This is a genomic window from Aquimarina sp. I32.4 (genome assembly GCF_002924285.1).
In the GTDB taxonomy this organism is placed as follows: Bacteria; Bacteroidota; Bacteroidia; order Flavobacteriales; family Flavobacteriaceae; genus Aquimarina.
In genome coordinates, this window is sequence record NZ_PGUB01000004.1 from 64,580 (window position 1) to 86,875 (window position 22,296).

General features: G+C 34.8%; 36 protein-coding genes. 34 read left to right on the plus strand and 2 right to left on the minus strand.

The window, feature by feature from the left end:
• Nucleotides 1-153 precede the first annotated feature (153 nt).
• From rplC to CVD18_RS01670, 34 genes are all read left to right on the plus strand, one after another.
• The gene (rplC, locus tag CVD18_RS01505) at nucleotides 154-771 is read left to right on the plus strand and encodes a 50S ribosomal protein L3 (RefSeq protein WP_103863682.1); all 618 of its coding nucleotides are present in this window, start codon (nucleotides 154-156) and stop codon (nucleotides 769-771) included.
• Complete coding sequence (gene rplD / locus CVD18_RS01510) at nucleotides 771-1,400, plus strand: 50S ribosomal protein L4 (RefSeq protein WP_103863683.1); 630 nt, start codon at nucleotides 771-773, stop codon at nucleotides 1,398-1,400. Before rplC ends, rplD begins: the two co-directional genes overlap by 1 nt.
• Before the next feature lie 5 nt (nucleotides 1,401-1,405).
• The gene (rplW, locus tag CVD18_RS01515; RefSeq protein ID WP_103863684.1) at nucleotides 1,406-1,696 is read left to right on the plus strand and encodes a 50S ribosomal protein L23; all 291 of its coding nucleotides are present in this window, start codon (nucleotides 1,406-1,408) and stop codon (nucleotides 1,694-1,696) included.
• Nucleotides 1,697-1,705: 9 nt separating this feature from the next.
• Nucleotides 1,706-2,530 carry a 50S ribosomal protein L2 gene (gene rplB / locus CVD18_RS01520; RefSeq protein ID WP_103863685.1) on the plus strand — a complete coding sequence of 275 codons (825 nt, stop codon included), beginning with the start codon at nucleotides 1,706-1,708 and terminating at the stop codon, nucleotides 2,528-2,530.
• A 6-nt stretch (nucleotides 2,531-2,536) separates the two neighbouring features.
• Nucleotides 2,537-2,815, plus strand: coding sequence for a 30S ribosomal protein S19 (gene rpsS / locus CVD18_RS01525; RefSeq protein WP_019386271.1), 279 nt, complete (start codon nucleotides 2,537-2,539; stop codon nucleotides 2,813-2,815).
• An 8-nt stretch (nucleotides 2,816-2,823) separates the two neighbouring features.
• On the plus strand, nucleotides 2,824-3,231 hold the full coding sequence (rplV, locus tag CVD18_RS01530) for a 50S ribosomal protein L22 (protein WP_103863686.1): 408 nt from the start codon (nucleotides 2,824-2,826) through the stop codon (nucleotides 3,229-3,231).
• A gap of 8 nt (nucleotides 3,232-3,239) precedes the next feature.
• Nucleotides 3,240-3,968: a 30S ribosomal protein S3 gene (gene rpsC, locus CVD18_RS01535; RefSeq protein ID WP_103863687.1), complete on the plus strand. Its 729-nt coding sequence runs from the start codon at nucleotides 3,240-3,242 to the stop codon at nucleotides 3,966-3,968.
• 20 nt (nucleotides 3,969-3,988) lie between these two features.
• Nucleotides 3,989-4,408, plus strand: a complete 420-nt coding sequence (rplP, locus tag CVD18_RS01540; protein ID WP_025666451.1) for a 50S ribosomal protein L16 — start codon at nucleotides 3,989-3,991, stop codon at nucleotides 4,406-4,408.
• 13 nt (nucleotides 4,409-4,421) lie between these two features.
• Nucleotides 4,422-4,616, plus strand: a complete 195-nt coding sequence (gene rpmC / locus CVD18_RS01545; RefSeq protein ID WP_103863688.1) for a 50S ribosomal protein L29 — start codon at nucleotides 4,422-4,424, stop codon at nucleotides 4,614-4,616.
• 12 nt (nucleotides 4,617-4,628) lie between these two features.
• A complete protein-coding gene (rpsQ, locus tag CVD18_RS01550; RefSeq protein WP_103863689.1) occupies nucleotides 4,629-4,886 on the plus strand; it encodes a 30S ribosomal protein S17 in 258 nt (85 codons plus the stop codon).
• A 2-nt stretch (nucleotides 4,887-4,888) separates the two neighbouring features.
• A complete protein-coding gene (gene rplN, locus CVD18_RS01555; RefSeq protein WP_025741865.1) occupies nucleotides 4,889-5,257 on the plus strand; it encodes a 50S ribosomal protein L14 in 369 nt (122 codons plus the stop codon).
• A 14-nt stretch (nucleotides 5,258-5,271) separates the two neighbouring features.
• Complete coding sequence (rplX, locus tag CVD18_RS01560; RefSeq protein WP_103863690.1) at nucleotides 5,272-5,583, plus strand: 50S ribosomal protein L24; 312 nt, start codon at nucleotides 5,272-5,274, stop codon at nucleotides 5,581-5,583.
• Nucleotides 5,584-5,585: 2 nt separating this feature from the next.
• Nucleotides 5,586-6,137: a 50S ribosomal protein L5 gene (gene rplE / locus CVD18_RS01565; protein ID WP_103863691.1), complete on the plus strand. Its 552-nt coding sequence runs from the start codon at nucleotides 5,586-5,588 to the stop codon at nucleotides 6,135-6,137.
• Nucleotides 6,138-6,139: 2 nt separating this feature from the next.
• Entirely contained in the window at nucleotides 6,140-6,409 is a 270-nt protein-coding gene (gene rpsN / locus CVD18_RS01570) for a 30S ribosomal protein S14 (RefSeq protein WP_024770867.1), read from the plus strand.
• Nucleotides 6,410-6,477: 68 nt separating this feature from the next.
• Entirely contained in the window at nucleotides 6,478-6,876 is a 399-nt protein-coding gene (gene rpsH / locus CVD18_RS01575) for a 30S ribosomal protein S8 (RefSeq protein WP_103863692.1), read from the plus strand.
• A 20-nt stretch (nucleotides 6,877-6,896) separates the two neighbouring features.
• On the plus strand, nucleotides 6,897-7,439 hold the full coding sequence (gene rplF, locus CVD18_RS01580) for a 50S ribosomal protein L6 (protein ID WP_103863693.1): 543 nt from the start codon (nucleotides 6,897-6,899) through the stop codon (nucleotides 7,437-7,439).
• Between the two features lie 10 nt (nucleotides 7,440-7,449).
• The gene (rplR, locus tag CVD18_RS01585) at nucleotides 7,450-7,806 is read left to right on the plus strand and encodes a 50S ribosomal protein L18 (protein WP_103863694.1); all 357 of its coding nucleotides are present in this window, start codon (nucleotides 7,450-7,452) and stop codon (nucleotides 7,804-7,806) included.
• Nucleotides 7,807-7,812: 6 nt separating this feature from the next.
• The gene (gene rpsE, locus CVD18_RS01590; protein WP_103863695.1) at nucleotides 7,813-8,337 is read left to right on the plus strand and encodes a 30S ribosomal protein S5; all 525 of its coding nucleotides are present in this window, start codon (nucleotides 7,813-7,815) and stop codon (nucleotides 8,335-8,337) included.
• A gap of 11 nt (nucleotides 8,338-8,348) precedes the next feature.
• Complete coding sequence (rpmD, locus tag CVD18_RS01595) at nucleotides 8,349-8,528, plus strand: 50S ribosomal protein L30 (protein WP_103863696.1); 180 nt, start codon at nucleotides 8,349-8,351, stop codon at nucleotides 8,526-8,528.
• 9 nt (nucleotides 8,529-8,537) lie between these two features.
• Nucleotides 8,538-8,990, plus strand: coding sequence for a 50S ribosomal protein L15 (gene rplO / locus CVD18_RS01600; RefSeq protein ID WP_103863697.1), 453 nt, complete (start codon nucleotides 8,538-8,540; stop codon nucleotides 8,988-8,990).
• A 10-nt stretch (nucleotides 8,991-9,000) separates the two neighbouring features.
• Nucleotides 9,001-10,341: a preprotein translocase subunit SecY gene (secY, locus tag CVD18_RS01605; protein WP_103863698.1), complete on the plus strand. Its 1,341-nt coding sequence runs from the start codon at nucleotides 9,001-9,003 to the stop codon at nucleotides 10,339-10,341.
• Nucleotides 10,341-10,556: a translation initiation factor IF-1 gene (gene infA, locus CVD18_RS01610; protein ID WP_008613577.1), complete on the plus strand. Its 216-nt coding sequence runs from the start codon at nucleotides 10,341-10,343 to the stop codon at nucleotides 10,554-10,556. Before secY ends, infA begins: the two co-directional genes overlap by 1 nt.
• A gap of 118 nt (nucleotides 10,557-10,674) precedes the next feature.
• Nucleotides 10,675-10,791, plus strand: coding sequence for a type B 50S ribosomal protein L36 (gene ykgO, locus CVD18_RS01615; protein WP_013621733.1), 117 nt, complete (start codon nucleotides 10,675-10,677; stop codon nucleotides 10,789-10,791).
• Nucleotides 10,792-10,793: 2 nt separating this feature from the next.
• Nucleotides 10,794-11,168, plus strand: coding sequence for a 30S ribosomal protein S13 (gene rpsM, locus CVD18_RS01620; RefSeq protein ID WP_103863699.1), 375 nt, complete (start codon nucleotides 10,794-10,796; stop codon nucleotides 11,166-11,168).
• A gap of 8 nt (nucleotides 11,169-11,176) precedes the next feature.
• The gene (gene rpsK, locus CVD18_RS01625; RefSeq protein ID WP_027392532.1) at nucleotides 11,177-11,560 is read left to right on the plus strand and encodes a 30S ribosomal protein S11; all 384 of its coding nucleotides are present in this window, start codon (nucleotides 11,177-11,179) and stop codon (nucleotides 11,558-11,560) included.
• A gap of 128 nt (nucleotides 11,561-11,688) precedes the next feature.
• Nucleotides 11,689-12,294 carry a 30S ribosomal protein S4 gene (gene rpsD, locus CVD18_RS01630; RefSeq protein ID WP_103863700.1) on the plus strand — a complete coding sequence of 202 codons (606 nt, stop codon included), beginning with the start codon at nucleotides 11,689-11,691 and terminating at the stop codon, nucleotides 12,292-12,294.
• Between the two features lie 24 nt (nucleotides 12,295-12,318).
• A complete protein-coding gene (locus CVD18_RS01635; protein ID WP_103863701.1) occupies nucleotides 12,319-13,311 on the plus strand; it encodes a DNA-directed RNA polymerase subunit alpha in 993 nt (330 codons plus the stop codon).
• A 61-nt stretch (nucleotides 13,312-13,372) separates the two neighbouring features.
• Nucleotides 13,373-13,852 carry a 50S ribosomal protein L17 gene (gene rplQ / locus CVD18_RS01640; protein ID WP_103863702.1) on the plus strand — a complete coding sequence of 160 codons (480 nt, stop codon included), beginning with the start codon at nucleotides 13,373-13,375 and terminating at the stop codon, nucleotides 13,850-13,852.
• A gap of 196 nt (nucleotides 13,853-14,048) precedes the next feature.
• Nucleotides 14,049-15,158, plus strand: a complete 1,110-nt coding sequence (gene carA, locus CVD18_RS01645; RefSeq protein ID WP_103863703.1) for a glutamine-hydrolyzing carbamoyl-phosphate synthase small subunit — start codon at nucleotides 14,049-14,051, stop codon at nucleotides 15,156-15,158.
• A gap of 195 nt (nucleotides 15,159-15,353) precedes the next feature.
• Entirely contained in the window at nucleotides 15,354-16,643 is a 1,290-nt protein-coding gene (gene eno, locus CVD18_RS01650) for a phosphopyruvate hydratase (RefSeq protein ID WP_103863704.1), read from the plus strand.
• A 176-nt stretch (nucleotides 16,644-16,819) separates the two neighbouring features.
• Nucleotides 16,820-18,106: a citrate synthase gene (locus CVD18_RS01655; RefSeq protein WP_103863705.1), complete on the plus strand. Its 1,287-nt coding sequence runs from the start codon at nucleotides 16,820-16,822 to the stop codon at nucleotides 18,104-18,106.
• A gap of 189 nt (nucleotides 18,107-18,295) precedes the next feature.
• The gene (gene rocF / locus CVD18_RS01660) at nucleotides 18,296-19,258 is read left to right on the plus strand and encodes an arginase (RefSeq protein ID WP_233194448.1); all 963 of its coding nucleotides are present in this window, start codon (nucleotides 18,296-18,298) and stop codon (nucleotides 19,256-19,258) included.
• Nucleotides 19,259-19,292: 34 nt separating this feature from the next.
• Nucleotides 19,293-20,201, plus strand: coding sequence for a citrulline utilization hydrolase CtlX (gene ctlX, locus CVD18_RS01665; protein WP_103863715.1), 909 nt, complete (start codon nucleotides 19,293-19,295; stop codon nucleotides 20,199-20,201).
• Nucleotides 20,202-20,255: 54 nt separating this feature from the next.
• A complete protein-coding gene (locus CVD18_RS01670; RefSeq protein ID WP_103863706.1) occupies nucleotides 20,256-20,666 on the plus strand; it encodes an Rrf2 family transcriptional regulator in 411 nt (136 codons plus the stop codon).
• 16 nt (nucleotides 20,667-20,682) lie between these two features.
• Here the strand turns inward: CVD18_RS01670 and CVD18_RS01675 are convergent, their stop codons facing one another.
• Both CVD18_RS01675 and CVD18_RS01680 read right to left on the minus strand, forming a co-directional pair.
• Nucleotides 20,683-21,333, minus strand: a complete 651-nt coding sequence (locus CVD18_RS01675; RefSeq protein ID WP_103863707.1) for a chromophore lyase CpcT/CpeT — start codon at nucleotides 21,331-21,333, stop codon at nucleotides 20,683-20,685.
• An 81-nt stretch (nucleotides 21,334-21,414) separates the two neighbouring features.
• Nucleotides 21,415-22,221, minus strand: coding sequence for an SDR family oxidoreductase (locus CVD18_RS01680; RefSeq protein WP_103863708.1), 807 nt, complete (start codon nucleotides 22,219-22,221; stop codon nucleotides 21,415-21,417).
• Between the last annotated feature and the right edge of the window lie 75 nt (nucleotides 22,222-22,296).

Consider the following 22,296-nt stretch of genomic DNA (forward strand, 5'->3'; position numbering starts at 1 on the left):
AAAATGTCCTGCGCTGTATGCAAAGGAAAAACGGCAAAAATACATTCAGGGTTGAACGTGTTTTGACCCTGTTTTTTTTGCAAGTAAATTAAAGTGTATTGAGGAACTGTTTTTTCAATGCAGAATTAATAAATCATTAATAAATAATTAAATATGTCTGGGTTAATAGGAAAAAAGATCGGTATGACCAGCATCTTCGATGAGAATGGAAAAAACATTCCATGTACAGTAATCGAAGCTGGACCATGCGTGGTTACCCAAGTCAGAACTAAAGAAGTTGATGGCTATGAGGCTGTTCAACTTGGTTTCGATGACAAAGCGGACAAAAATGCTACTAAAGCGGCTTTAGGTCACTTTAAGAAAGCAGGAACTGTTGCAAAGCGTAAAGTTGTTGAATTTAAAAGTTTTGAGGAGGAGTACAAATTAGGAGATACAGTAACGGTAGAGCATTTTGCTGAAGGAGAATTTGTTGATGTGTCAGCAACTTCAAAAGGAAAAGGCTTTCAGGGAGTTGTAAAGAGACATAACTTTGCTGGTGTAGGTCAGGCAACTCATGGTCAGCATAACCGTTTAAGAGCTCCTGGTTCTATAGGTGCTGCATCTTATCCTGCAAGAGTTTTCAAAGGAATGAAAATGGCAGGAAGAATGGGTGGAGAAAAAGTAAAAATTCAAAACTTAAGAGTATTAAAAGTAGTTCCTGAAAAGAATTTACTTGTTGTGAAAGGGTGTGTTCCTGGACATAAAAATGCTTATGTAACTATTCAGAAGTAATGAAAGTAGCGGTAATTGATATAAACGGAAAAGAAACAGGAAGAAAGGCAGACCTTTCTGATACTGTTTTTGGTATAGAACCAAATGATCATGCTGTGTACTTAGATGTGAAGCAGTATTTGGCAAATCAACGCCAGGGAACTCACAAGGCTAAGGAGCGTGCAGAAATCACTGGTAGTACTAGAAAAATAAAAAAACAAAAGGGAACAGGTACGGCCAGAGCAGGTAGTATTAAGTCACCTGTGTTTAAAGGTGGAGGTAGAATTTTTGGTCCTAGACCACGCAGCTACTCTTTTAAATTAAATAAGAACTTAAAAAGATTAGCGAGAAAATCTGCTTTAAGTATCAAAGCAAATGATAAGGCAATTACGGTTGTTGAAGATTTTACTTTTGACACTGTAAAGACAAAGAATTTCACAGCAATTTTGAAGTCTTTAGGGCTTGAAAACAAAAAATCTTTGTTTGTGTTGGCAGAGTCGAATAAAAATGTATATTTGTCGTCACGCAATTTGAAAAGTTCAGAAGTTGTAACTAGCTCAGAATTAAGTACTTATAAAATACTTAATGCAGGAAGTTTAGTGCTTTTGGAAAGTTCTTTGAAAGGAATTGAAACGAATTTAAGTAAATAGAAGCCATGAGTATCTTAATAAAACCTATTATTACAGAAAAGGCTACTACAGATAGTGAAGTGTTTAATCGCTATGGTTTTGTAGTAGATAAAAGAGCGAATAAGGTGGAGATCAAGAAAGCAGTAGAAGCTGCTTATGGTGTATCTGTTGCTAAAGTTCGAACAATAAATGTCCGCCCAGATCGTAATACCCGTTATACGAAAACAGGTATGGTTACTGGTAAAACGAATGCTTATAAAAAAGCAATTGTACAGGTGGCGGAAGGTGAAGTAATTGATTTATATAGTAATCTTTAAGACTAAAAAATGTCAGTAAGAAAATTAAAACCAATTACCCCAGGTCAGCGTTTTAGAGTAGTAAATGGATTTGACGCCATTACTGCTGATAAGCCGGAAAAAAGCCTATTGGCTCCGAAAAAAAGGTCTGGAGGTAGAAACAGTCAAGGTAAAATGACCATACGCTACAAAGGTGGTGGTCATAAGAGAAGGTATCGTATCATAGATTTTAAGCGTGATAAACAGGGAATTCCTGCTACCGTTGCTACAATCGAATATGATCCAAACAGAACTGCGTTTATAGCGCTTTTGAACTACCAAGATGGAGAAAAGCGTTATGTTATTGCCCAAAATGGTTTGCAAGTAGGTCAGAATATCGTTTCTGGTAGTAATGTAGCTCCAGAGATAGGTAATGCAATGCCGCTTAGCGATATCCCATTGGGAACAATCATTTCTTGTATAGAATTACACCCTGGACAAGGAGCTGTTATGGCTCGTAGTGCAGGATCATTTGCTCAGCTTATGGCTAGAGATGGTAAGTTTGCTACGGTAAAGTTGCCTTCTGGTGAAGTTAGGCTTGTGTTGGCTAATTGTGTAGCTACTATCGGAGCAGTATCTAATAGTGATCATCAATTGATCGTAGGAGGTAAGGCTGGTAGAACTAGATGGTTAGGTCGTCGTCCACGTACGAGACCAGTAGCAATGAACCCTGTCGATCATCCAATGGGTGGTGGTGAAGGACGTTCTTCTGGAGGTCACCCTCGTTCTAGAAAAGGTCTTCCTGCAAAAGGATTTAGAACCCGATCTAAAACGAAAGCGAGTAATAAATATATTGTAGAACGTAGAAAGAAATAATAAGATATGGCACGTTCATTAAAAAAAGGACCTTACGTTCACTATAAGTTAGAGAAAAAAGTAGCTGCAAATGTAGAAGCTAATAAAAAGTCTGTTATTAAGACTTGGTCTAGAGCATCTATGATTACTCCTGACTTTGTAGGGCAAACAATTGCAGTTCATAATGGTCGCCAATTTGTACCGGTATATGTTACCGAGAACATGGTAGGGCATAAGTTAGGAGAGTTTTCGCCAACACGTTCTTTTAGAGGACATGCAGGTGCTAAAAATAAAGGTAAAAAATAATTTAAGTCATGGGAGTTCGTAAAAGAGAAATGGCAGATAGAATTAAGGAGGAGAAAAAGCAAATTGCTTTTGCTAAACTTAATAACTGCCCTACGTCACCTCGGAAGATGCGTTTAGTTGCGGATTTAGTACGTGGTGAAAAAGTTGAAAAAGCGCTTCAGATTCTTAGATTTAGTCCTAAAGAAGCATCTCGTCGTTTAGAAAAATTATTGCTTTCTGCAATAGCTAACTGGCAGGCGAAAAATGAAGACGCTAGCATCGAAGATGCTGATCTTTTTGTAAAAGAGATTCGTGTTGATGGAGGAAGTATGTTAAAAAGACTTCGTCCTGCTCCACAGGGTCGCGCACACAGAATAAGAAAACGCTCTAACCACGTTACAATTGTGGTTGCAGCAAACAATAATACACAAAGCTAATATAAACTATGGGACAGAAGACAAATCCAATCGGAAATCGCCTTGGTATCATCAGAGGTTGGGAGTCCAACTGGTATGGAGGTAATGACTACGGTGATAAACTTGCCGAAGACGATAAGATTAGAAAGTATGTACACGCACGTTTATCAAAAGCTAGTGTATCAAGAGTAATTATTGAGCGTACGCTTAAACTTGTAACCGTTACTATCACTACTGCTAGACCTGGTATCATTATCGGAAAAGGTGGTCAAGAGGTAGACAAGTTAAAAGAAGAGCTTAAGAAGATTACAGAAAAAGAAGTACAGATCAATATTTTTGAAATCAAGAGACCTGAATTAGACGCATTTTTGGTAGGTTCTAGTGTAGCTAGACAAATCGAGAGTCGTATTTCATATCGCCGTGCTATCAAAATGGCTATTGCAGCAGCGATTAGAATGAATGCAGAAGGAATCAAGATTCAAATTTCAGGACGTTTGAACGGGGCAGAAATGGCACGTACAGAGTCTTATAAAGAAGGTCGTATTCCTTTATCAACATTTAGAGCTGACATAGATTATGCTTTGGTAGAAGCGCATACTACTTATGGTAGATTGGGCGTGAAAGTATGGATCATGAAAGGCGAAGTATATGGTAAAAGAGAACTTTCTCCTTTAGTTGGTTTATCCAAAAAACAAGGAAAAGGTGACAGAGGTGGACGTGGTGGTTCAGGAAACAATAAATCACGTCGTAGAAAGTAATTTTTTAAAGTAAATTAACAATGTTACAGCCTAAAAGAACAAAATTCCGTAAACAACAAAAAGGACGTATGAAAGGTCTTTCTCAAAGAGGGCATACACTTTCTAACGGTACTTTCGGAATCAAATCATTAGATTCAAGTTTTGTTACAGCTAGACAAATTGAAGCAGCTCGTATTTCAGCTACTCGTTATATGAAGAGAGAAGGATCTCTGTGGATTAAAATATTCCCAGATAAGCCTATTACAAAAAAGCCTCTCGAAGTACGTATGGGTAAAGGGAAAGGTGCTGTTGAGTATTGGGCAGCAGTAGTAAAACCAGGAAGAATATTATTCGAAATAAGTGGAGTGCCTTATGATGTTGCTAAAGAAGCATTACGTCTGGCAGCTCAAAAGCTTCCTGTAAAAACTAAGTTTATCGTAGCTAGAGATTATCAAGCTTAATATTTGAGAGATTATGAAACAATCAGAAGTAAAAGAATTATCTACAGCTGAATTACAAGAGGAACTTGGTAAATCTCAAAAAGAGTATTCAGATTTAAGAATGGCTCACGCTATGTCTCCATTAGAGAATCCTTTACAATTACGTAAAGTAAGAAGATTTATAGCGAGAATGGCTACAGAGCTAACAAAAAGAGAATTAAACGGTTAATTCTGCTGAAAGATGGAAAAAAGAAATTTAAGAAAAGAACGTATAGGAGTTGTTACTAGTAACAAAATGCAGAAATCAATTGTGGTTTCTGAAGTTAAAAAAGTAAAACACCCGATGTACGGAAAGTTCGTGTTAAAAACGAAAAGATACGTTGCACACGACGAGAAAAACGATTGCAATATTGGTGATACTGTAAAGATCATGGAAACAAGACCTATGAGTAAAACCAAATGCTGGAGATTAGTAGAAGTAATTGAAAGAGCTAAGTAATTATGGTACAACAAGAGTCTAGATTAAAAGTAGCCGATAACACAGGAGGGAAAGAAGTTTTGGTCATCCGTGTTTTAGGCGGTACAAAAAGAAGATACGCCTCTGTAGGAGACAAAATAGTTGTCAGTGTAAAAGAAGCAACTCCAAATGGAAACATTAAGAAAGGAGCCGTTTCTACTGCAGTTGTAGTTCGTACCAAAAAAGAAGTGCGTAGACCAGACGGTTCTTATATTCGTTTCGATGACAATGCATGTGTTCTTTTGAACCCTACAGGAGAAATGAGAGGAACCCGTGTTTTTGGTCCAGTAGCAAGAGAACTTCGTGATAAGCAGTTCATGAAGATTGTTTCACTAGCGCCAGAAGTGCTTTAATAATAGTTGTGAAAATGACAAAGCTAAAAATAAAATCAGGAGATACGGTACGAGTTATCGCTGGAGACAATAAAGGTCAAGAGGGAATAGTTCAAAAAGTATTGAAAGATAAAAACAAGGCGATTGTAGAAGGTGTTAATTTAGTATCTAAACACAAAAAGCCTAGTGCAGCAAGCCCACAAGGAGGTATTGTAAAGCAAGAAGCTCCTATTCATATTTCTAACTTATCGTTGTTAACTTCAAAAGGAGAAACTACTAGAGTTGGATATAGAGTAGAAGGAGATAAGAAAGTAAGATTTTCTAAAAAATCTAATGAAGTAATATAGTTATGGCTTATATCCCAAGATTAAAACAAGAGTATAAGGGCAAAGTAATGTCAACTCTTACAGAAGAATTCAGCTATGATAATGTAATGCAAGTACCTAAGCTTAAAAAAATAGTTTTGAGTAGAGGTGTTGGAGCAGCAGTAGCTGATAAAAAGTTAATTGACTATGCAGTAGATGAATTAACAACAATCACTGGTCAGAAAGCTATAGCTACGATTTCTAAAAAAGATGTTGCAACTTTCAAGTTACGTAAAGGAATGCCAATTGGTGCAAAAGTTACGTTAAGAGGAGAAAGAATGTATGAGTTTTTAGATCGTTTAATTACTTCTGCATTACCACGTGTTAGAGATTTTAGCGGAATTAAAGCTACAGGATTTGATGGTAGAGGTAATTACTCTTTAGGAATTACTGAACAAATTATTTTTCCAGAAATTGATATTGATAAAGTTAATAAGATTTCAGGAATGAATATTACATTTGAAACTTCAGCTAAGACTGATAAAGAAGCAAAATCATTGTTAACCGAACTAGGATTACCTTTTAAAAAGAATTAATTATGGCTAAAGAATCAATGAAAGCCCGTGAGGTGAAAAGAGCTAAAACTGTAGAGAAATACGCTGAGAAGCGCAAAGCTTTAAAAGAAGCTGGAGATTATGATGCTTTACAGAAATTGCCAAAAAACGCATCACCAGTTCGTAAACATAATAGATGTAAATTAACAGGAAGACCAAAAGGATATATGCGTCAGTTTGGAATTTCTCGTGTTACATTTAGAGAGATGGCTAATAAAGGGTTGATACCTGGAGTAACAAAAGCTAGTTGGTAATAATAAAGTAAATTAATTGGTATAAGGTTCGGACTATTTTCGAAAACCAATATCATAAATTATAGACAATGAATACAGATCCTATAGCAGATTATTTAACCAGAATACGTAATGCAAATAGTGCTCAACACAGAGTTGTTGAGATACCAGCATCAAAGGTTAAAAAAGAGATCACTAAAATATTATTCGATCAAGGATATATTTTAAGTTATAAATTTGAAGATAATACAACACAAGGTACTATCAAGATAGCGCTTAAATACGACAAAATAACCAAAGAACCGGTTATTAAAGAATTACAGAGAATCAGTAAGCCAGGTTTACGTAAGTATGCTGGATCTTCTGAGATACCTAGAATTCTTAACGGATTAGGGATTGCAATAGTATCTACTTCTCATGGAGTAATGACTGGTAAAAAAGCTAGACAAGAGAATGTAGGTGGTGAAGTACTTTGTTACGTATATTAACAGTATAAAAGACAAAAGAAATGTCAAGAATAGGAAAAAATCCAGTAACTATTCCGTCTGGTGTCACTGTAGAGGTGAAAGGTAATGTTGTTACTGTTAAAGGAAAATTAGGAGAACTTTCTCAAGAGATCGATAGTATCGAGGTGAAAGTTGAAGAGAGCCAAGTAGTTTTGGAGAGACCTAGTGAAGTTAAAGATCATAAAGCAAAGCACGGATTGTACAGAGCTTTGATTAATAATATGATTATAGGTGTTTCTGAAGGTTTTACCAAAGAATTAGAATTGGTAGGAGTTGGTTATAGAGCTTCTAATCAAGGTCAAAAATTAGATTTGGCCTTAGGATTCTCTCATAACATAGTGTTAGACTTAGCTCCAGAAGTGAAAGTTGAAACTATTTCAGAAAAAGGTAAAAACCCTATCGTAAAATTAAGTTCTCATGATAAGCAATTGGTGGGTCAGATAGCAGCTAAAATTAGAAGCTTCCGTAAGCCAGAGCCTTATAAAGGGAAAGGAATCAAATTCGTAGGAGAACAATTAAGAAGAAAAGCAGGTAAATCTGCATAATACTAACGTTATGGCATTCTCAAAAGATTTAAGAAGATTAAAGATAAGAAAGCGTATCCGTGGTAGTGTAAACGGAACAGAACAACGTCCTAGATTATCTGTTTTTAGAAGTAACAAAGAAATCTATGCGCAAATCATAGATGATGTATCTGGTAAAACTATCGGTGCAGCTTCTTCAAGAGATAAAGACATTGCTTCAGCAGCAGGAAATAAAATAGAAAAAGCAAACTTGGTTGGAAAAGCGCTTGCAGAAAAAGCTAAGAAAGCTGGTGTAGAAACAGTATCCTTTGATAGAGGAGGGTATTTGTATCACGGTAGAGTAAAATCATTAGCAGACGGTGCTAGAGAAGCAGGACTTAAATTCTAAGAAATTATGTATCAAAAATATAAAAACGCAGAATTAGTAAAACCAAGCGGGCTTGAACTTAAAGATCGTTTAGTAGGAGTACAACGTGTAACTAAAGTAACTAAAGGTGGTAGAGCCTTTGGTTTTTCAGCGATAGTTGTTGTAGGTGACGAGAACGGAGTAGTAGGTCATGGTTTGGGTAAATCTAAAGAAGTAGCAGAGGCTATTGCAAAAGCAGTAGAAGATGCAAAAAAGAATTTGGTTCGCATACCATTGCATAAAGGAACATTACCTCATGAGCAAAAAGGTAAATACGGAGGAGCACGTGTGTTATTAATGCCAGCTGCTACTGGTACTGGAGTAATTGCAGGTGGTGCAATACGTGCGGTATTAGAAGCAGTAGGAGTACATGATGTACTTTCTAAAAACCAAGGATCGTCTAACCCTCATAATGTGGTGAAAGCAACATTTGATGCATTGTTACAATTGCGTAGTGCGCAACAAGTAGCTGTTCAACGTGGTGTTTCATTGGAGAAAGTGTTTAAAGGATAAATTCAGGAACGATGGCAAAGATTAAAATCACAAAAGTAAAAAGTGCGATTAACCGTACTCAAAGACAGAAGAGGACCTTAGAGGCTCTTGGTCTTAAGAAGATCGGCCAGGTTGTGGAGCATGATGATACTCCTAATATCCTTGGGATGGTAAATAAAGTTAAACATTTAGTTTCGATAGAAACAAAATAATATAAGCACATGGATTTAAGTAACTTAAAACCTGCTGCAGGTTCAGTAAAAAATAATACTAAGCGAGTAGGTCGTGGACAAGGCTCTGGAAAAGGAGGGACTGCCACTCGTGGTCACAAAGGAGCAAAGTCACGTTCTGGATATTCTAAAAAGATCGGTTTTGAAGGAGGGCAGATGCCACTTCAGAGACGTGTGCCAAAATTTGGTTTTAAGAACATTAACAGAAAAGAGTATCAAGGGATTAATTTAGACACACTACAGAAATTAGTAGATGATGGAAAAGTTACAGATACTGTAGACTTGGATGTGATTTTAGCTACACGTCTTGCGGGGAAAAATGATTTGGTTAAAATATTGGGAAGAGGTGAACTGAAGGCAAAATTAAAAGTCTCAGCTCATAAATTTACATCCACTGCAAAAGCTGCTATAGAAGCAGCAGGTGGTGAAGCAGTAACCTTATAATTGACGATTCATGAAATTTATTGATACAATAAAAAACATTTGGAAAATCGAAGAACTAAAAAATAGAATCTTAGTAACACTTGGATTGCTATTGGTATATCGATTAGGAGCACAAGTTGTACTTCCAGGAATAGATGCTTCGAAGTTAGCAAGTTTAGGATCTCAAACTCAAGATGGTTTGTTGGGATTGCTTAATGCATTTACAGGAGGGGCGTTTGCTAATGCCTCTGTGTTTGCATTAGGTATTATGCCGTATATATCTGCATCAATTGTAGTGCAGTTAATGGGTATCGCAATTCCTTATTTGCAGAAACTACAAAAAGAAGGAGAAAGTGGTAGAAAAAAGATCAACCAGATTACACGTTGGTTAACTATTGCTATCACCTTGATTCAAGGTCCTGGATATATCTATAATTTGTTTGCAACACTTCCTGCATCGGCATTTAGTACTGAGATAAGTCAAACTGTTTTTGTTGTATCTTCTGTAATCATTATATCGACAGGTTGTGTTTTTGCAATGTGGTTAGGTGAAAAAATTACGGATAAAGGTATTGGTAACGGTATATCTCTATTAATTATGGTGGGTATTATAGCAACGTTGCCGCAATCATTCGTACAAAACTTTTCTTCTAGAGTATCAGGAGAAGGAGGAGATATGATTATGGTGTTGATAGAATTGGTAATATGGTTTGTTATAATATTAGCATCTGTGTTATTAGTTATGGCAGTACGTCAAATACCGGTACAATATGCTAGACGAACTGCAGGTGGAGGATATGAAAAAAATGTTTTCGGTTCTCGCCAGTATATTCCATTAAAACTAAATGCTTCAGGTGTTATGCCAATTATTTTTGCGCAAGCAATAATGTTTGTGCCAGTAGCAGTTGCGGGTCTTTCGGATTCTGAAACTTCTCAAGGAGTAGTAGCAGCGTTTAGTGATATTTTTGGATTTTGGTATAACTTGGTGTTTGCTTTGTTAATTATCATATTTACTTATTTCTATACTGCAATTACGGTGCCTACAAATAAAATGGCAGACGACTTAAAGCGTAGTGGAGGTTTTATTCCAGGGATTCGTCCAGGGAGTGAAACATCTGAATATTTAGATAAAATAATGTCTCAGATTACATTGCCAGGATCTATATTTTTGGCCTTGATAGCGATATTTCCTGCAATTGCAGTAAAGCTATTAAATGTTCAGCAAGGATGGGCATTGTTCTTTGGCGGTACTTCTCTACTAATTATGGTAGGAGTAGCTATAGATACAATGCAACAGGTTAATTCTTACCTTCTAAACAGACATTACGATGGATTAATGAAAACGGGTAAAAACCGAAAAGCAGTAGCATAATGGCAAAACAACCAGCAATAGAACAAGACGGAAGTATAATTGAAGCATTATCAAATGCAATGTTCCGTGTAGAACTAGAAAATGGTCACGTAGTGACAGCGCATATATCTGGTAAAATGCGTATGCATTACATCAAATTATTGCCAGGAGATAAGGTGAAGTTAGAAATGAGTCCTTATGATTTGACCAAGGCTCGTATAACATATAGATACTAAATAAATTAAGAATATTGTATTTTAAGATTTTTTGTGTACTTTTGCAGGCCGAAAAATCTTGTTACTGATTTCGTTCATAAAGCATAAAATGTGTTTTATGAATATAAAAAACAAAAAGATGAAAGTTAGAGCATCAATAAAAAAGAGAAGTGCCGAGTGCAAGATTGTGCGTAGAAAAGGCCGTCTTTACGTAATTAATAAAAAGAATCCTAGATTTAAACAAAGACAAGGGTAATTATGGCAAGAATTGCAGGGGTAGATATACCTAAACAAAAGCGAGGAGTTATAGCGTTAACCTATATCTTCGGAATTGGTAGAAGTAGAGCTAAAGAAATTTTAGAAACTGCCAAAGTAGATGATAGTATAAAAGTTTCTGATTGGGATGATGACCAAATTGGTCGTATTCGTGAAGCCGTTGGAGCCTATACCATAGAAGGAGAATTACGTTCTGAAGTACAGTTGAACATTAAGCGTCTTATGGATATAGGATGCTATAGAGGTATACGTCACAGAGCTGGTTTACCATTAAGAGGACAACGTACTAAGAATAACTCTAGAACACGTAAAGGAAGAAGAAAAACTGTTGCTAATAAGAAAAAAGCGACTAAATAATAAGTAGTATGGCAAAGTCAACTTCAAAAAAGCGTAAAGTAATTGTTGAATCTGTAGGAGAAGCGCATGTAACTGCTTCTTTTAACAACATTATTGTTTCGTTAACAAATAAAAAAGGAGACGTTATTTCTTGGTCTTCTGCTGGTAAAATGGGATTTAGAGGTTCTAAAAAGAATACTCCTTATGCTGCGCAATTAGCTGCAGAAGATGCTGCTAAGGTTGCAATCGAAGCAGGTCTTAAGAAAGTAAAAGTATACGTTAAAGGACCTGGTAACGGTAGAGAATCAGCAATACGTTCTATTCATAATTCTGGAATAGAAGTTTCTGAAATTATCGATGTTACGCCGATGCCACATAATGGATGTCGTCCTCCAAAAAGACGTAGAGTTTAATTCTAATCCTGAACTTGTTTCAGGATCTTTTTTACATACAATAAGTAAATCTAATTGATGAGAGATAAAGATTATCGAAGGAAAGAGACCTTAATTCATAGTCGCTCTCAGTAACTAAATTATTAATAATGGCAAGATATACTGGTCCAAAAACTAAAATCGCTCGTAAATTTGGTGAAGCGATATTCGGAGATGATAAATCATTCGAAAAAAGAAATTACCCACCAGGTCAACACGGGAACAATAGACGTAGAGGAAAGAAAAGTGAGTATGCTATCCAGTTAATGGAAAAGCAAAAAGCTAAATATACATATGGTGTTCTTGAGCGTCAGTTCCGTAATATGTTTGAAAAAGCAACTCGTGCACAAGGTATTACTGGTGAGGTATTACTTCAACTTTGTGAATCTCGTTTGGATAACGTGGTTTTCAGAATGGGATTGTCTAATTCTCGTAGAGGTGCTAGACAGTTAGTTTCTCATAGACATATAACTGTTAATGGAGAGCAAGTGAATATTCCTTCATATCAGTTAAAAGCAGGTGATGTTGTTGGAGTAAGAGAAAAATCAAAGTCATTAGAAGTAATTCAGAATTCATTAGCTAACAATAGTAAGGTGTATGAGTGGATTACATTTAATAATGACACAAAACAGGGGACATTTGTTTCAGTTCCGGCTAGAATTCAAATTCCGGAAAATATTAATGAACAATTCATTGTCGAATTATACTCTAAGTAATAACGCTAAAGAAGAAACAATAACATGGCAATATTAAATTTTCAGAAGCCCGATAAAGTTATCATGATTGACTCTACAGAGTTCAATGGTAAATTTGAGTTTAGACCATTAGAACCTGGATATGGATTAACAGTTGGTAACGCTTTACGAAGAGTTTTGCTATCTTCTTTAGAGGGATTTGCTATAACTTCTCTTAGAATTGAAGGTGTAGATCACGAATTCTCGGCAATATCTGGTGTAGTAGAGGATGTAACAGAAATTATCTTAAATCTTAAGCAAGTACGTTTCAAGCGTCAAATTGAAGATATAGATAATGAGTCTGTGACAATTTCTATTTCTGGACAGGAGCAATTAACAGCGGGAGATTTTCAGAAATTTATTTCTGGATTTCAAGTGCTGAATCCTGATCTAGTTATCTGTAATATGGATAAAAAAGTAGCACTTAATCTTGAGATTACCATTGAAAAAGGTAGAGGTTATGTTCCTGCTGAGGAAAACAAAAAAGCCAATGCTCCTATTGGAACCATTTTTACAGATTCTATTTACACTCCTATTAAGAATGTAAAGTATAGCATAGAGAATTATCGTGTAGAGCAAAAAACAGATTACGAAAAATTAGTTTTCGAAATTGTAACTGATGGATCGATTCATCCAAAAGATGCATTGACAGAAGCAGCTAAGATTTTAATACATCACTTTATGTTATTCTCTGATGAGCGTATTACGCTAGAAGCAGATGAAATAGCACAGACTGAGACTTATGATGAAGAATCACTTCATATGAGACAGTTGTTGAAAACAAAGTTGATCGATATGGATCTTTCTGTAAGAGCGTTAAACTGTTTAAAAGCTGCAGAAGTAGATACATTAGGAGATCTTGTATCTTACAACAAGAATGATTTGATGAAGTTTCGTAATTTTGGTAAGAAATCTTTGACAGAGCTAGAAGAATTAGTGAATGTTAAGGGACTTAACTTTGGAATGGATCTTTCAAAATACAAATTAGATAAAGACTAATTTCATCATAATTTGCTCCCCAAAAAGGGTAGATGCAAGATGATGATTAAATTAAAATGTCATGAGACACGGAAAAAAAGTAAATCACTTAGGTAGAAAAACAGCGCATCGTAAAGCTATGCTTGCGAATATGGCTTGTTCCTTAATTGAACACAAAAGGATTAATACAACTGTAGCAAAAGCAAAAGCTCTTAAGCAGTTTGTAGAACCTTTGGTAACAAAATCTAAGGATGATACAACTCATAATAGACGAATTGTATTTAGTAAATTGCGTAATAAATATGCAGTAACTGAATTGTTTAGAGAAGTAGCATCTAAGGTTGGTGATAGACCAGGTGGGTACACTAGAATTATAAAGTTAGGTAATCGATTAGGAGATAATGCTGATATGGCAATGATCGAATTAGTAGATTATAATGAATTATATAACGCTGGTAAACCTGCTAAGAAAAAATCAAGAAGAAGAGGTAAAGGAGGAAAGAAAACTGAATCTGCACCTGTTGCGCCTGCAGCTGAAACCACTAGTTCTGAAGAAGAATAAATGGGAAATGCGAATCGCACATAATAATCTAAAGGATAGACGTTCATCGTTTATCCTTTTTTTTTGATAGATTTTAAAAAATATCTAGATAAAAAGCTTTTAAAGAAATAAATATCAAATTGAAAAAGGAGAGGTAGGTATAGCAGGACTATTATATCAATTTCACCAAATTATAACAAACAATTATTTAAAACAGATGAAATATCAATCTCGGAAAAAAGCAATTCTTTTATTGGCAGATGGTACAATTTTCCATGGCAAAGCTGTAGGAAGAGAAGGGAGCGCCTTTGGTGAAGTGTGTTTTAATACCGGTATGACAGGGTATCAAGAAATCTTTACAGATCCATCATATTATGGTCAGTTAATGGTAACAACAAATGCTCATATTGGAAACTATGGAACTAATGAGCAGGAAATAGAATCAGACTCTATAAAAATAGCAGGTTTGATAGTTAAAAATTTCAGTTATGAATACTCTAGAGATCTTGCCGATAGTTCTTTACAAGAATTTTTAGAAAAGCATGATCTTCTTGCAATTTCTGATGTTGATACAAGGGCATTGGTGAGTTATATTAGAGATAATGGAGCTATGAACGCTATTATCTCAACAGAAATTGACGATATCGATAAATTAAAAGAAAAATTAGCTGTTGTACCTGATATGAATGGGTTGGAGTTAGCATCTAAGGTGTCTACTAAAGAGCCATATTTTGTGGGAGATTCGAATGCAACTTATAAAATATCTGCATTAGATATCGGAATTAAGAAAAATATTTTACGCAATCTTGTAAAAAGAGATGCTTATGTAAAAGTGTTTCCTTATGATAGTACTTTTGCAGAGATGAGTGAATGGAATCCTGATGGTTACTTCTTGTCAAATGGACCTGGAGATCCAGAACCTTTAACACAGGCTATTGCAACAGCAAAAGAAATTATAGCAAAAGATTTGCCACTATTCGGTATTTGTTTAGGACATCAGGTGGTAGCATTGGCTAACGGGATTGGTACTTATAAAATGCATAATGGGCATAGAGGAATTAATCACCCAGTTAAAAATCTAATAACTCAAAAAGGAGAGATAACATCACAAAACCATGGTTTTGCTATACGAAGAGAAGAAGCAGAAAAGCACCCTGATGTAGAGATTACTCATGTACACCTTAATGATGATACGGTTGCAGGTATAAAAATGAAAAGTAAGAACTGTTTTTCTGTACAATATCACCCAGAAGCGAGTCCAGGTCCAAATGATTCAATATATCTTTTTGACCAATTTATAGAAAATATTAAAAAAGCAAAAGTGTAAGAGGGTATCAGTAGTGTAGTTGTAGGAATTAGAAATGTCTTTTAGATAAGGTTTTGATCTATAACGTTGTAGTTAATAACTTGTTGAAAATAGTATCGTTTCTATACTAAATTATAGTTTTTTGAAAGAGGCTAAAAATTACTGGTTTTGTATATTGCAAATAATTAAAATTATCCAACAAAATAAATTAAAAAAATGAGTGTAATTATTAATATTCACGCTAGACAGATCTTAGATTCACGAGGAAACCCTACAGTAGAAGTAGACGTGATTACCGAAAATGGTATTTTAGGTAGAGCTGCAGTTCCTTCTGGAGCATCTACAGGAGAACATGAAGCTGTAGAATTACGTGATGGAGGAAAAACCTTTATGGGTAAAGGAGTTCTGAAGGCTGTTGAAAATGTTAATACAATAATTGCTGAAGAGTTATTAGGGTATTCTGTATTTGAGCAAAACTTATTAGATCAAACAATGATCGAATTAGATGGTACACCTAATAAATCAAAACTTGGAGCAAATGCCATATTAGGAGTTTCATTGGCAGCCGCGAAAGCAGCAGCAAATGAACTTAATATGCCATTGTATCGATATGTAGGAGGAGTTAGTGCAAATACACTACCAGTACCAATGATGAATATTATTAATGGTGGATCTCATAGTGATGCGCCGATTGCGTTTCAAGAATTTATGGTAATGCCTGTAAAAGCCAAAAATTTTACACATGCAATGCAAATGGGAACCGAGATTTTTCATAACCTTAAAAAAGTATTGCATGACCGAGGTCTGAGTACTGCTGTAGGTGATGAAGGAGGATTTGCTCCAGCATTAGATGGTACAGAAGATGCTTTAGATTCAATTGCTCTTGCAGTAGAGAAAGCAGGATATAAGTTTGGTGATGAAATAATGGTTGCACTAGACTGTGCAGCAGCAGAGTTTTTTGTTGATGGTAAATATGACTATACAAAGTTTGAAGGAGATAAAGGTGTGATTCGTACAAGTGAAGAGCAAGCAGATTATTTGGCAGAATTAGCTGCAAAATATCCAATTATTTCTATAGAGGATGGTATGGATGAAAATGATTGGGATGGTTGGAAATATCTAACAGATAAAATTGGGGATAAAACTCAGTTAGTGGGAGATGATTTGTTTGTAACAAATGTAGAAAGACTTTCTAAGGGAATTCAAAATGGGATCGCAAATTCTATATTAATAAAAGTAAATCAAATAGGGACTCTTACAGAAACTATAGCAGCTGTAAATATGGCTCATAACGCAGGATATACATCTGTAATGTCTCACCGTTCAGGTGAAACAGAAGATAACACTATTGCTGATTTAGCTGTGGCTTTGAATACAGGGCAGATCAAAACGGGATCAGCTTCTCGTAGTGATAGAATGGCAAAATATAACCAATTACTTCGTATAGAAGAAGAATTAGGAACGATAGCATATTATCCAAAAGAAAATGCTTTTAAGGTAAAATAAATACCTTGTAGAAAAGGTGTGAAAAAAGAGGTGTCTTATATAAGACACCTTTTTTTTTTTGATAATGATAAAAATGAATTTTTACCCCAAAATTGATCCTCTGATTAATACTATTTTAACACTATATTTCGTACTTTAGCATTTCTACAATAACAGCAAAATTCTAAAATAATCAAATGTCAAAAAAAGCTACGTTAGAAATCGACGGTAATAAGTACGAGTTTCCAATTATAGAAGGAACAGAGAACGAATTAGGGATTGATATTAAGACACTTAGAAGCGCAACTGGAGGGGTTACTACAATTGACCCAGGGTATAAAAATACTGGAAGTTGTGAGAGTGGTGTCACTTTTCTCGATGGGGAAAAAGGAATCCTGAGATACCGAGGATATTCTATAGAAGAATTAGCAGAAAAAGCTGATTTCTTAGAAGTTGCTTATTTGTTAATTTTTGGAGAATTACCAACAGCAACAGAATTAGAAAAATTTGATAAAGATATAAAAGAAGAATCTCATGTAGATGAAGATATGAAGAAAATCCTTGATGGATTTCCTAAAAGTGCTCATCCAATGGGAGTATTATCATCATTGACCAGTGCATTAATAGCTTTTAACCCAGGGTCGGTAGATGTTGATTCTGAAGAGGAAATGTACGGAGCTATTGTGAAAATATTGGCAAAATTCCCGGTACTTGCAGCTTGGACGATGAGAAAAAGAAAAAGCCTTCCTTTGGATTATGGAGATAACTCATTGGGCTATGTAGAGAATTTACATAAAATGATGTTTGCTAGACCAAACAAGTCATATGAAGCTAATAAGCTAGTTAATGATGCATTGGATAAATTATTAATACTTCATGCAGATCATGAACAAAACTGTTCTACTTCAACAGTTAGAATAGTAGGGTCTTCTCATGCAGGGTTATTTGCATCGTTATCAGCAGGGATTTCTGCATTATGGGGTCCACTTCATGGGGGTGCTAATCAGGCGGTTATAGAGATGCTTGAAGCAATTAAAGCTGATGGAGGTGATACGGCTAAATATATCGCCAAAGCAAAAGATAAGAATGATCCGTTCCGTTTAATGGGATTTGGACATAGAGTATATAAGAATTTTGATCCAAGAGCTAAGATTATAAAAAAATCAGCAGAAGAAGTGTTAGGCAGCTTAGGGATTGAAGATCCTGTTTTGGATATAGCAAAAGGATTAGCAAAAGTAGCTCTTGAAGATGAGTATTTTGTGCAAAGAAAATTGTATCCTAATGTAGATTTTTATTCTGGGATTATATATAGAGCTTTAGGTATTCCTACAGAAATGTTTACTGTGATGTTTGCCCTAGGAAGATTACCAGGTTGGATTGCTCAATGGAGAGAAATGAGACTTCGCAAAGAACCAATAGGTAGACCAAGACAAATATATACTGGAGAGAATGAAAGATCTTTTGTAGCAGTAGAAAAGAGATAAAAGATTCAAGTATAGAATAAAAGCCTTACATTATAAAAAATAGTAGTAAGGCTTTTGTTGTTTTATTACCAGATATTTCAAAATATAGATTGGTAAAACAGAGAAGAAGAAAGGATATAGTAAGTAAATAGAGTAAAAGTTGTTTTGCTTGTTTGTATATTTTTAAAGCAATTAAAACAGGAGTACATAATGAAAGAAATAAAATTAGTAAAAAACAGATCAGATATCGGTGCAGGAACCAGAGGTTCTGACATGGGGATTGATGCAATAGAAATTGCTGCAATAAATCAAAAGGATGATTATTTTAATCTATATGATTTTGAAGATGTAGAAACAGAGAATGAAACTATATACAATAAAGTAAATAATTCATTTGCCAAACGAATAAGTAGTGTATTAAAAGTTTGTACTAGATTAAGTGATAGTGTGTCTGTGAATCTTAAAAACAATACCTATCCTATTGTTTTGTCAGGAGATCATTCCTCTGCTTTAGGGACAATAAGTGGAATAAAAGCAGCGTATCCAACAAAAACATTAGGAGTTGTATGGATAGATGCTCATGCAGATATACACTCACCATATACATCACCGTCAGGAAACATACATGGTATGCCTTTGGCCGCTGCGCTAGCTAGTGATAATATTGATTTGAAAACAAATCAAGTATTAGAAGAGACGGCAGATTTGTGGAATAAAATGAAAAATATAGGTGTTGATGGTCAAAAAGTAGCACATGAACATGTAGTATACTTCGGGGTAAGGGATACAGAGGAAGCAGAGGAAAAAATGATAGCAGATAATAATATTAAAAATTATACTGTAGAAGAAATGCGCTATCGCGGTTTTGAAAAATGCTTGGAAGAAGCCGTTGAAAGACTCGAATCTTGTGATGTTATTTATGTGTCATTTGATGTAGATAGCATGGATTGCGATTTGATATCAAAAGGAACAGGTACTCCTGTATCTAGAGGATTTGATATTGATGAGGCTATTCGTATAATTCAGACATTTATAAAAACTGAGAAAACAGTGTGTTTTGAAGTTGTAGAGGTTAATCCTACTTTAGATAATAAAGGAAATAGGATGGCAGAAGCAGCTTTTGAGGTACTAAAAGCAACAACAGCGACGATTTCTCAAAAAATGATAAATTAATTATTTGAAAACACAAGTAACTAATACTGTAGTAATGATTCGTCCAGTACAATTTAGGATGAATGAGCAAACTGCTGTCAATAATTTTTACCAAAAATCTGTAAGCTTATCTCCTCAGGATATTCTAGAAAAAGTGATACAAGAGTTTGATACTTTTGTAGCAGTGCTAAAAGAGAGCGGGATAGAAGTGATTGTGATTGAAGGTGATAAAAAAAAGGATACACCTGATGCAATTTTTCCTAATAATTGGGTGTCATTTCATCAAAATGGTAATGTAGCGTTGTACCCTATGTTTGCGGAAAACCGAAGAAAAGAAAGAAGGCCAGAAGTTTTAGATCATATTGAAGCTTCTGGTTTTGATATATACAATATAATAGATTATACCGAAGCCGAAAACGAAGAGTTTTTTCTTGAAGGTACTGGTAGTTTGGTATTAGATAGAGTAAATAGAAAAGCATATTGTGCTCTTTCTTCAAGAGCAGATGAAGATTTGTTTATCGAGTTTTGTGAAGATTTTGAGTATTTTCCTGTTATGTTTACGGCCTATCAGACAGTTGACTCAAAAAGGTTACCAATATATCATACCAATGTTATGATGGGGGCAGGAGAAACATTTGCAATAGTATGTTTAGAGTGTATTGATGATAAAAAAGAAAGAAAAAACCTTATTAGCCATTTAAAAAATGATGGTAAAGAGATAATATCAATTACAGAAGACCAAGTGGTTGGATTTGCAGGTAATGTGTTACAGGTTGTAGGATTAAAAGATAAACGTTATCTTGTAATGTCATCATCGGCATTCAAAAGCTTTACAGGGGATCAAATAACCAAAATACAGCAGCATTGTGAAATTCTTTATAGTGATCTTACTACTATCGAAACATTGGGAGGAGGAAGTGCACGTTGTATGATGGCAGAAATTTTTCTTCCAAAGAGGGTATAAGTGAGTTTTGAATTAGGGGTAATCAAAAACTGTAGGATTGTAATCAATTAGAATATGCTTTCAAAAAAAACGAAATATGGCTTAAAAGCACTTACTTATATTGCACGAAAGAAATGTAATGAACCAGTATTGATCTCTGAGATAGCAAAAAGTGAGAATATTTCTCAGAAATTTTTAGAAAGTATTCTTTTAACCTTAAAAAAAACTGGGTTTTTAGGATCCAAGAAAGGAAAAGGAGGAGGATATTATCTTATTAAAGAACCAATCGATATTACCATGGCTTCTGTAATAAGAGTGCTAGAAGGGCCAATAGCTATGGTTCCTTGTGTAAGCCTTAATTTTTATGAAAAATGTGATGATTGTCCCGATGAAGCTTTATGTGCAGTGCATAGTGTTATGATAGAGGTGAGAGATAGTACTTTGAAAGTATTAGAGAATAAAACACTAGCTGATTTTATAGTATAATCTAGTTTGGGAAAAACTAATTATCTACTAGTTTTTTATATTTGAAAGGACCTTTTATATTTCCCCAGACTTGCTTTCCTTTTTTATTGTAGCCTTTGGTCCAAATAGATATTTTATCCCTGCTCACTACATACGAACTAGTAGAGTAATTAAGTTGTTCAGAACTGCAATAACATGATTTTTTACTTGTTTTTCCTGAGTATATTGTAGAAGTCTTTTTCTTAAAATACACATGACATCCAGTTTCTAATTTAAGACGTTCAATAGACAGATTGTCAAAGAATTCAAGGTTGTTAATCATTGATTTTTTATCCCCTATAGAATTAGTATCTGTATTGTTTTTTATGTTTGAAATTTTATAAATAGTTTTCTTAAAAGTAGAAGAATCCATTCGTTCGTAATGAGATATTTTTTGATTGTGAATTTTTTGATTTTCTTTAGCACTATAAACCTCAGAATATATCCAATAACCAGGTCTGTCTTTCCAGATTCTAATATTTACCAGATTAAGGTGAGAAAAGTCCGTGTCGTTTTCAACTTGTTCTTTATTAGAGAACTTGCCAATTAATAGTGTTACCAAGTTATGTAATTCAGCATCTTTTACAGGCTTAGAATTACACGAAGTAAATAGTGTTGGTAGGAAAATAATTAGCAAAAGTTGCCTCATACAGTAATTTTAATAAATATATAAAAAAAACTAAAAAGAAAGCGATTTACCGATAAAACTTAGCGTTTTGTCCTAGTATAATTAGTTTATTAACGTAATTTCACGAACCATGCCTCTGAAAATAAAATAATGAAAAGGAATCATTATATACCAATATAGTCTACCCCAAATACCTTTTGGTCTAAATGTAGCGGTAAGATGTAAGGTGTTTTCTTTATCGATAATGAATTCTAACCAAGCTTCACCGGGAATACGCATTTCGGCAAACAATAATAAACGCATATCTTTTTTATCAGCCACTAATACTCTCCAAAAATGTAAAGAATCACCAGAAAAAATTTCATCAGAATGTGTTCTACCTCTTCGTAAACCAACTCCTCCCATAAGTTTATCAAAATCACCTCTTATTTTCCACATCCAATTTCCGTAATACCAACCAGTGTCCCCTCCAATTGACCAAATGCGGTTAAGTGTTTTTTGAGTGTCTACAACTCGTATCTTTTGCTTATCCGTAAAACAACCACGTTTGGGGACACCAATGTGTCTTTGAATACTTTTTTTAAAGCGTCCACTTACCATAGAATCTTTCCAGCTAGAAACCACTTGATTTTGTTCAATTTTCAAGAAAGCAAGACCCAGCGCTTTACTGTAAGTTATAGGAGTGATTTCTAATATTTGCTGTAAGCGATTGTCGTTTGCAATCACAGGAATACGCATGCTATCTACAAGGTTTAACGCTAATCTGTATGATGTAGATGTTACAAAATATAACCAATAAGATGATAAACGAGGAGTCATAATTGGTAAGATGATTATAGATAGCTTGATCCTTCTCTTTTTTGTATATAATTTTAGCATTTCTCCATAAGTAATACAATTTACGGACATTAACTTCGCATAAATGCGTCTAAGTAGTGATGATTACTTACTATAGATTTTATAAGTTCATTACTCATACTTTCT

What these genes read in the sequence shown, in the direction of transcription:
- infA (WP_008613577.1), top strand. Translation starts at nt 10,341, where the DNA reads ATGGCAAAACAACCAGCAATAGAACAAGACGGAAGTATAATTGAAGCA.
- rplB (WP_103863685.1), top strand. Translation starts at nt 1,706, where the DNA reads ATGTCAGTAAGAAAATTAAAACCAATTACCCCAGGTCAGCGTTTTAGA.
- rpmD (WP_103863696.1), top strand. Translation starts at nt 8,349, where the DNA reads ATGGCAAAGATTAAAATCACAAAAGTAAAAAGTGCGATTAACCGTACT.
- rplE (WP_103863691.1), top strand. Translation starts at nt 5,586, where the DNA reads ATGGCTTATATCCCAAGATTAAAACAAGAGTATAAGGGCAAAGTAATG.
- rplP (WP_025666451.1), top strand. Translation starts at nt 3,989, where the DNA reads ATGTTACAGCCTAAAAGAACAAAATTCCGTAAACAACAAAAAGGACGT.
- rpsN (WP_024770867.1), top strand. Translation starts at nt 6,140, where the DNA reads ATGGCTAAAGAATCAATGAAAGCCCGTGAGGTGAAAAGAGCTAAAACT.
- rpmC (WP_103863688.1), top strand. Translation starts at nt 4,422, where the DNA reads ATGAAACAATCAGAAGTAAAAGAATTATCTACAGCTGAATTACAAGAG.
- rpsE (WP_103863695.1), top strand. Translation starts at nt 7,813, where the DNA reads ATGTATCAAAAATATAAAAACGCAGAATTAGTAAAACCAAGCGGGCTT.
- CVD18_RS01655 (WP_103863705.1), top strand. Translation starts at nt 16,820, where the DNA reads ATGTCAAAAAAAGCTACGTTAGAAATCGACGGTAATAAGTACGAGTTT.
- rplN (WP_025741865.1), top strand. Translation starts at nt 4,889, where the DNA reads ATGGTACAACAAGAGTCTAGATTAAAAGTAGCCGATAACACAGGAGGG.
- CVD18_RS01680 (WP_103863708.1), bottom strand. Translation starts at nt 22,221, where the DNA reads ATGTCCGTAAATTGTATTACTTATGGAGAAATGCTAAAATTATATACA.
- CVD18_RS01635 (WP_103863701.1), top strand. Translation starts at nt 12,319, where the DNA reads ATGGCAATATTAAATTTTCAGAAGCCCGATAAAGTTATCATGATTGAC.
- CVD18_RS01675 (WP_103863707.1), bottom strand. Translation starts at nt 21,333, where the DNA reads ATGAGGCAACTTTTGCTAATTATTTTCCTACCAACACTATTTACTTCG.
- ctlX (WP_103863715.1), top strand. Translation starts at nt 19,293, where the DNA reads ATGATTCGTCCAGTACAATTTAGGATGAATGAGCAAACTGCTGTCAAT.
- rocF (WP_233194448.1), top strand. Translation starts at nt 18,296, where the DNA reads ATGAAAGAAATAAAATTAGTAAAAAACAGATCAGATATCGGTGCAGGA.
- secY (WP_103863698.1), top strand. Translation starts at nt 9,001, where the DNA reads ATGAAATTTATTGATACAATAAAAAACATTTGGAAAATCGAAGAACTA.
- rplX (WP_103863690.1), top strand. Translation starts at nt 5,272, where the DNA reads ATGACAAAGCTAAAAATAAAATCAGGAGATACGGTACGAGTTATCGCT.
- carA (WP_103863703.1), top strand. Translation starts at nt 14,049, where the DNA reads ATGAAATATCAATCTCGGAAAAAAGCAATTCTTTTATTGGCAGATGGT.
- rplV (WP_103863686.1), top strand. Translation starts at nt 2,824, where the DNA reads ATGGGAGTTCGTAAAAGAGAAATGGCAGATAGAATTAAGGAGGAGAAA.
- rpsH (WP_103863692.1), top strand. Translation starts at nt 6,478, where the DNA reads ATGAATACAGATCCTATAGCAGATTATTTAACCAGAATACGTAATGCA.
- rplW (WP_103863684.1), top strand. Translation starts at nt 1,406, where the DNA reads ATGAGTATCTTAATAAAACCTATTATTACAGAAAAGGCTACTACAGAT.
- rplQ (WP_103863702.1), top strand. Translation starts at nt 13,373, where the DNA reads ATGAGACACGGAAAAAAAGTAAATCACTTAGGTAGAAAAACAGCGCAT.
- rpsS (WP_019386271.1), top strand. Translation starts at nt 2,537, where the DNA reads ATGGCACGTTCATTAAAAAAAGGACCTTACGTTCACTATAAGTTAGAG.
- rpsM (WP_103863699.1), top strand. Translation starts at nt 10,794, where the DNA reads ATGGCAAGAATTGCAGGGGTAGATATACCTAAACAAAAGCGAGGAGTT.
- rplD (WP_103863683.1), top strand. Translation starts at nt 771, where the DNA reads ATGAAAGTAGCGGTAATTGATATAAACGGAAAAGAAACAGGAAGAAAG.
- rplR (WP_103863694.1), top strand. Translation starts at nt 7,450, where the DNA reads ATGGCATTCTCAAAAGATTTAAGAAGATTAAAGATAAGAAAGCGTATC.
- rpsK (WP_027392532.1), top strand. Translation starts at nt 11,177, where the DNA reads ATGGCAAAGTCAACTTCAAAAAAGCGTAAAGTAATTGTTGAATCTGTA.
- rplO (WP_103863697.1), top strand. Translation starts at nt 8,538, where the DNA reads ATGGATTTAAGTAACTTAAAACCTGCTGCAGGTTCAGTAAAAAATAAT.
- rplC (WP_103863682.1), top strand. Translation starts at nt 154, where the DNA reads ATGTCTGGGTTAATAGGAAAAAAGATCGGTATGACCAGCATCTTCGAT.
- CVD18_RS01670 (WP_103863706.1), top strand. Translation starts at nt 20,256, where the DNA reads ATGCTTTCAAAAAAAACGAAATATGGCTTAAAAGCACTTACTTATATT.
- eno (WP_103863704.1), top strand. Translation starts at nt 15,354, where the DNA reads ATGAGTGTAATTATTAATATTCACGCTAGACAGATCTTAGATTCACGA.
- ykgO (WP_013621733.1), top strand. Translation starts at nt 10,675, where the DNA reads ATGAAAGTTAGAGCATCAATAAAAAAGAGAAGTGCCGAGTGCAAGATT.
- rpsC (WP_103863687.1), top strand. Translation starts at nt 3,240, where the DNA reads ATGGGACAGAAGACAAATCCAATCGGAAATCGCCTTGGTATCATCAGA.
- rpsQ (WP_103863689.1), top strand. Translation starts at nt 4,629, where the DNA reads ATGGAAAAAAGAAATTTAAGAAAAGAACGTATAGGAGTTGTTACTAGT.
- rpsD (WP_103863700.1), top strand. Translation starts at nt 11,689, where the DNA reads ATGGCAAGATATACTGGTCCAAAAACTAAAATCGCTCGTAAATTTGGT.
- rplF (WP_103863693.1), top strand. Translation starts at nt 6,897, where the DNA reads ATGTCAAGAATAGGAAAAAATCCAGTAACTATTCCGTCTGGTGTCACT.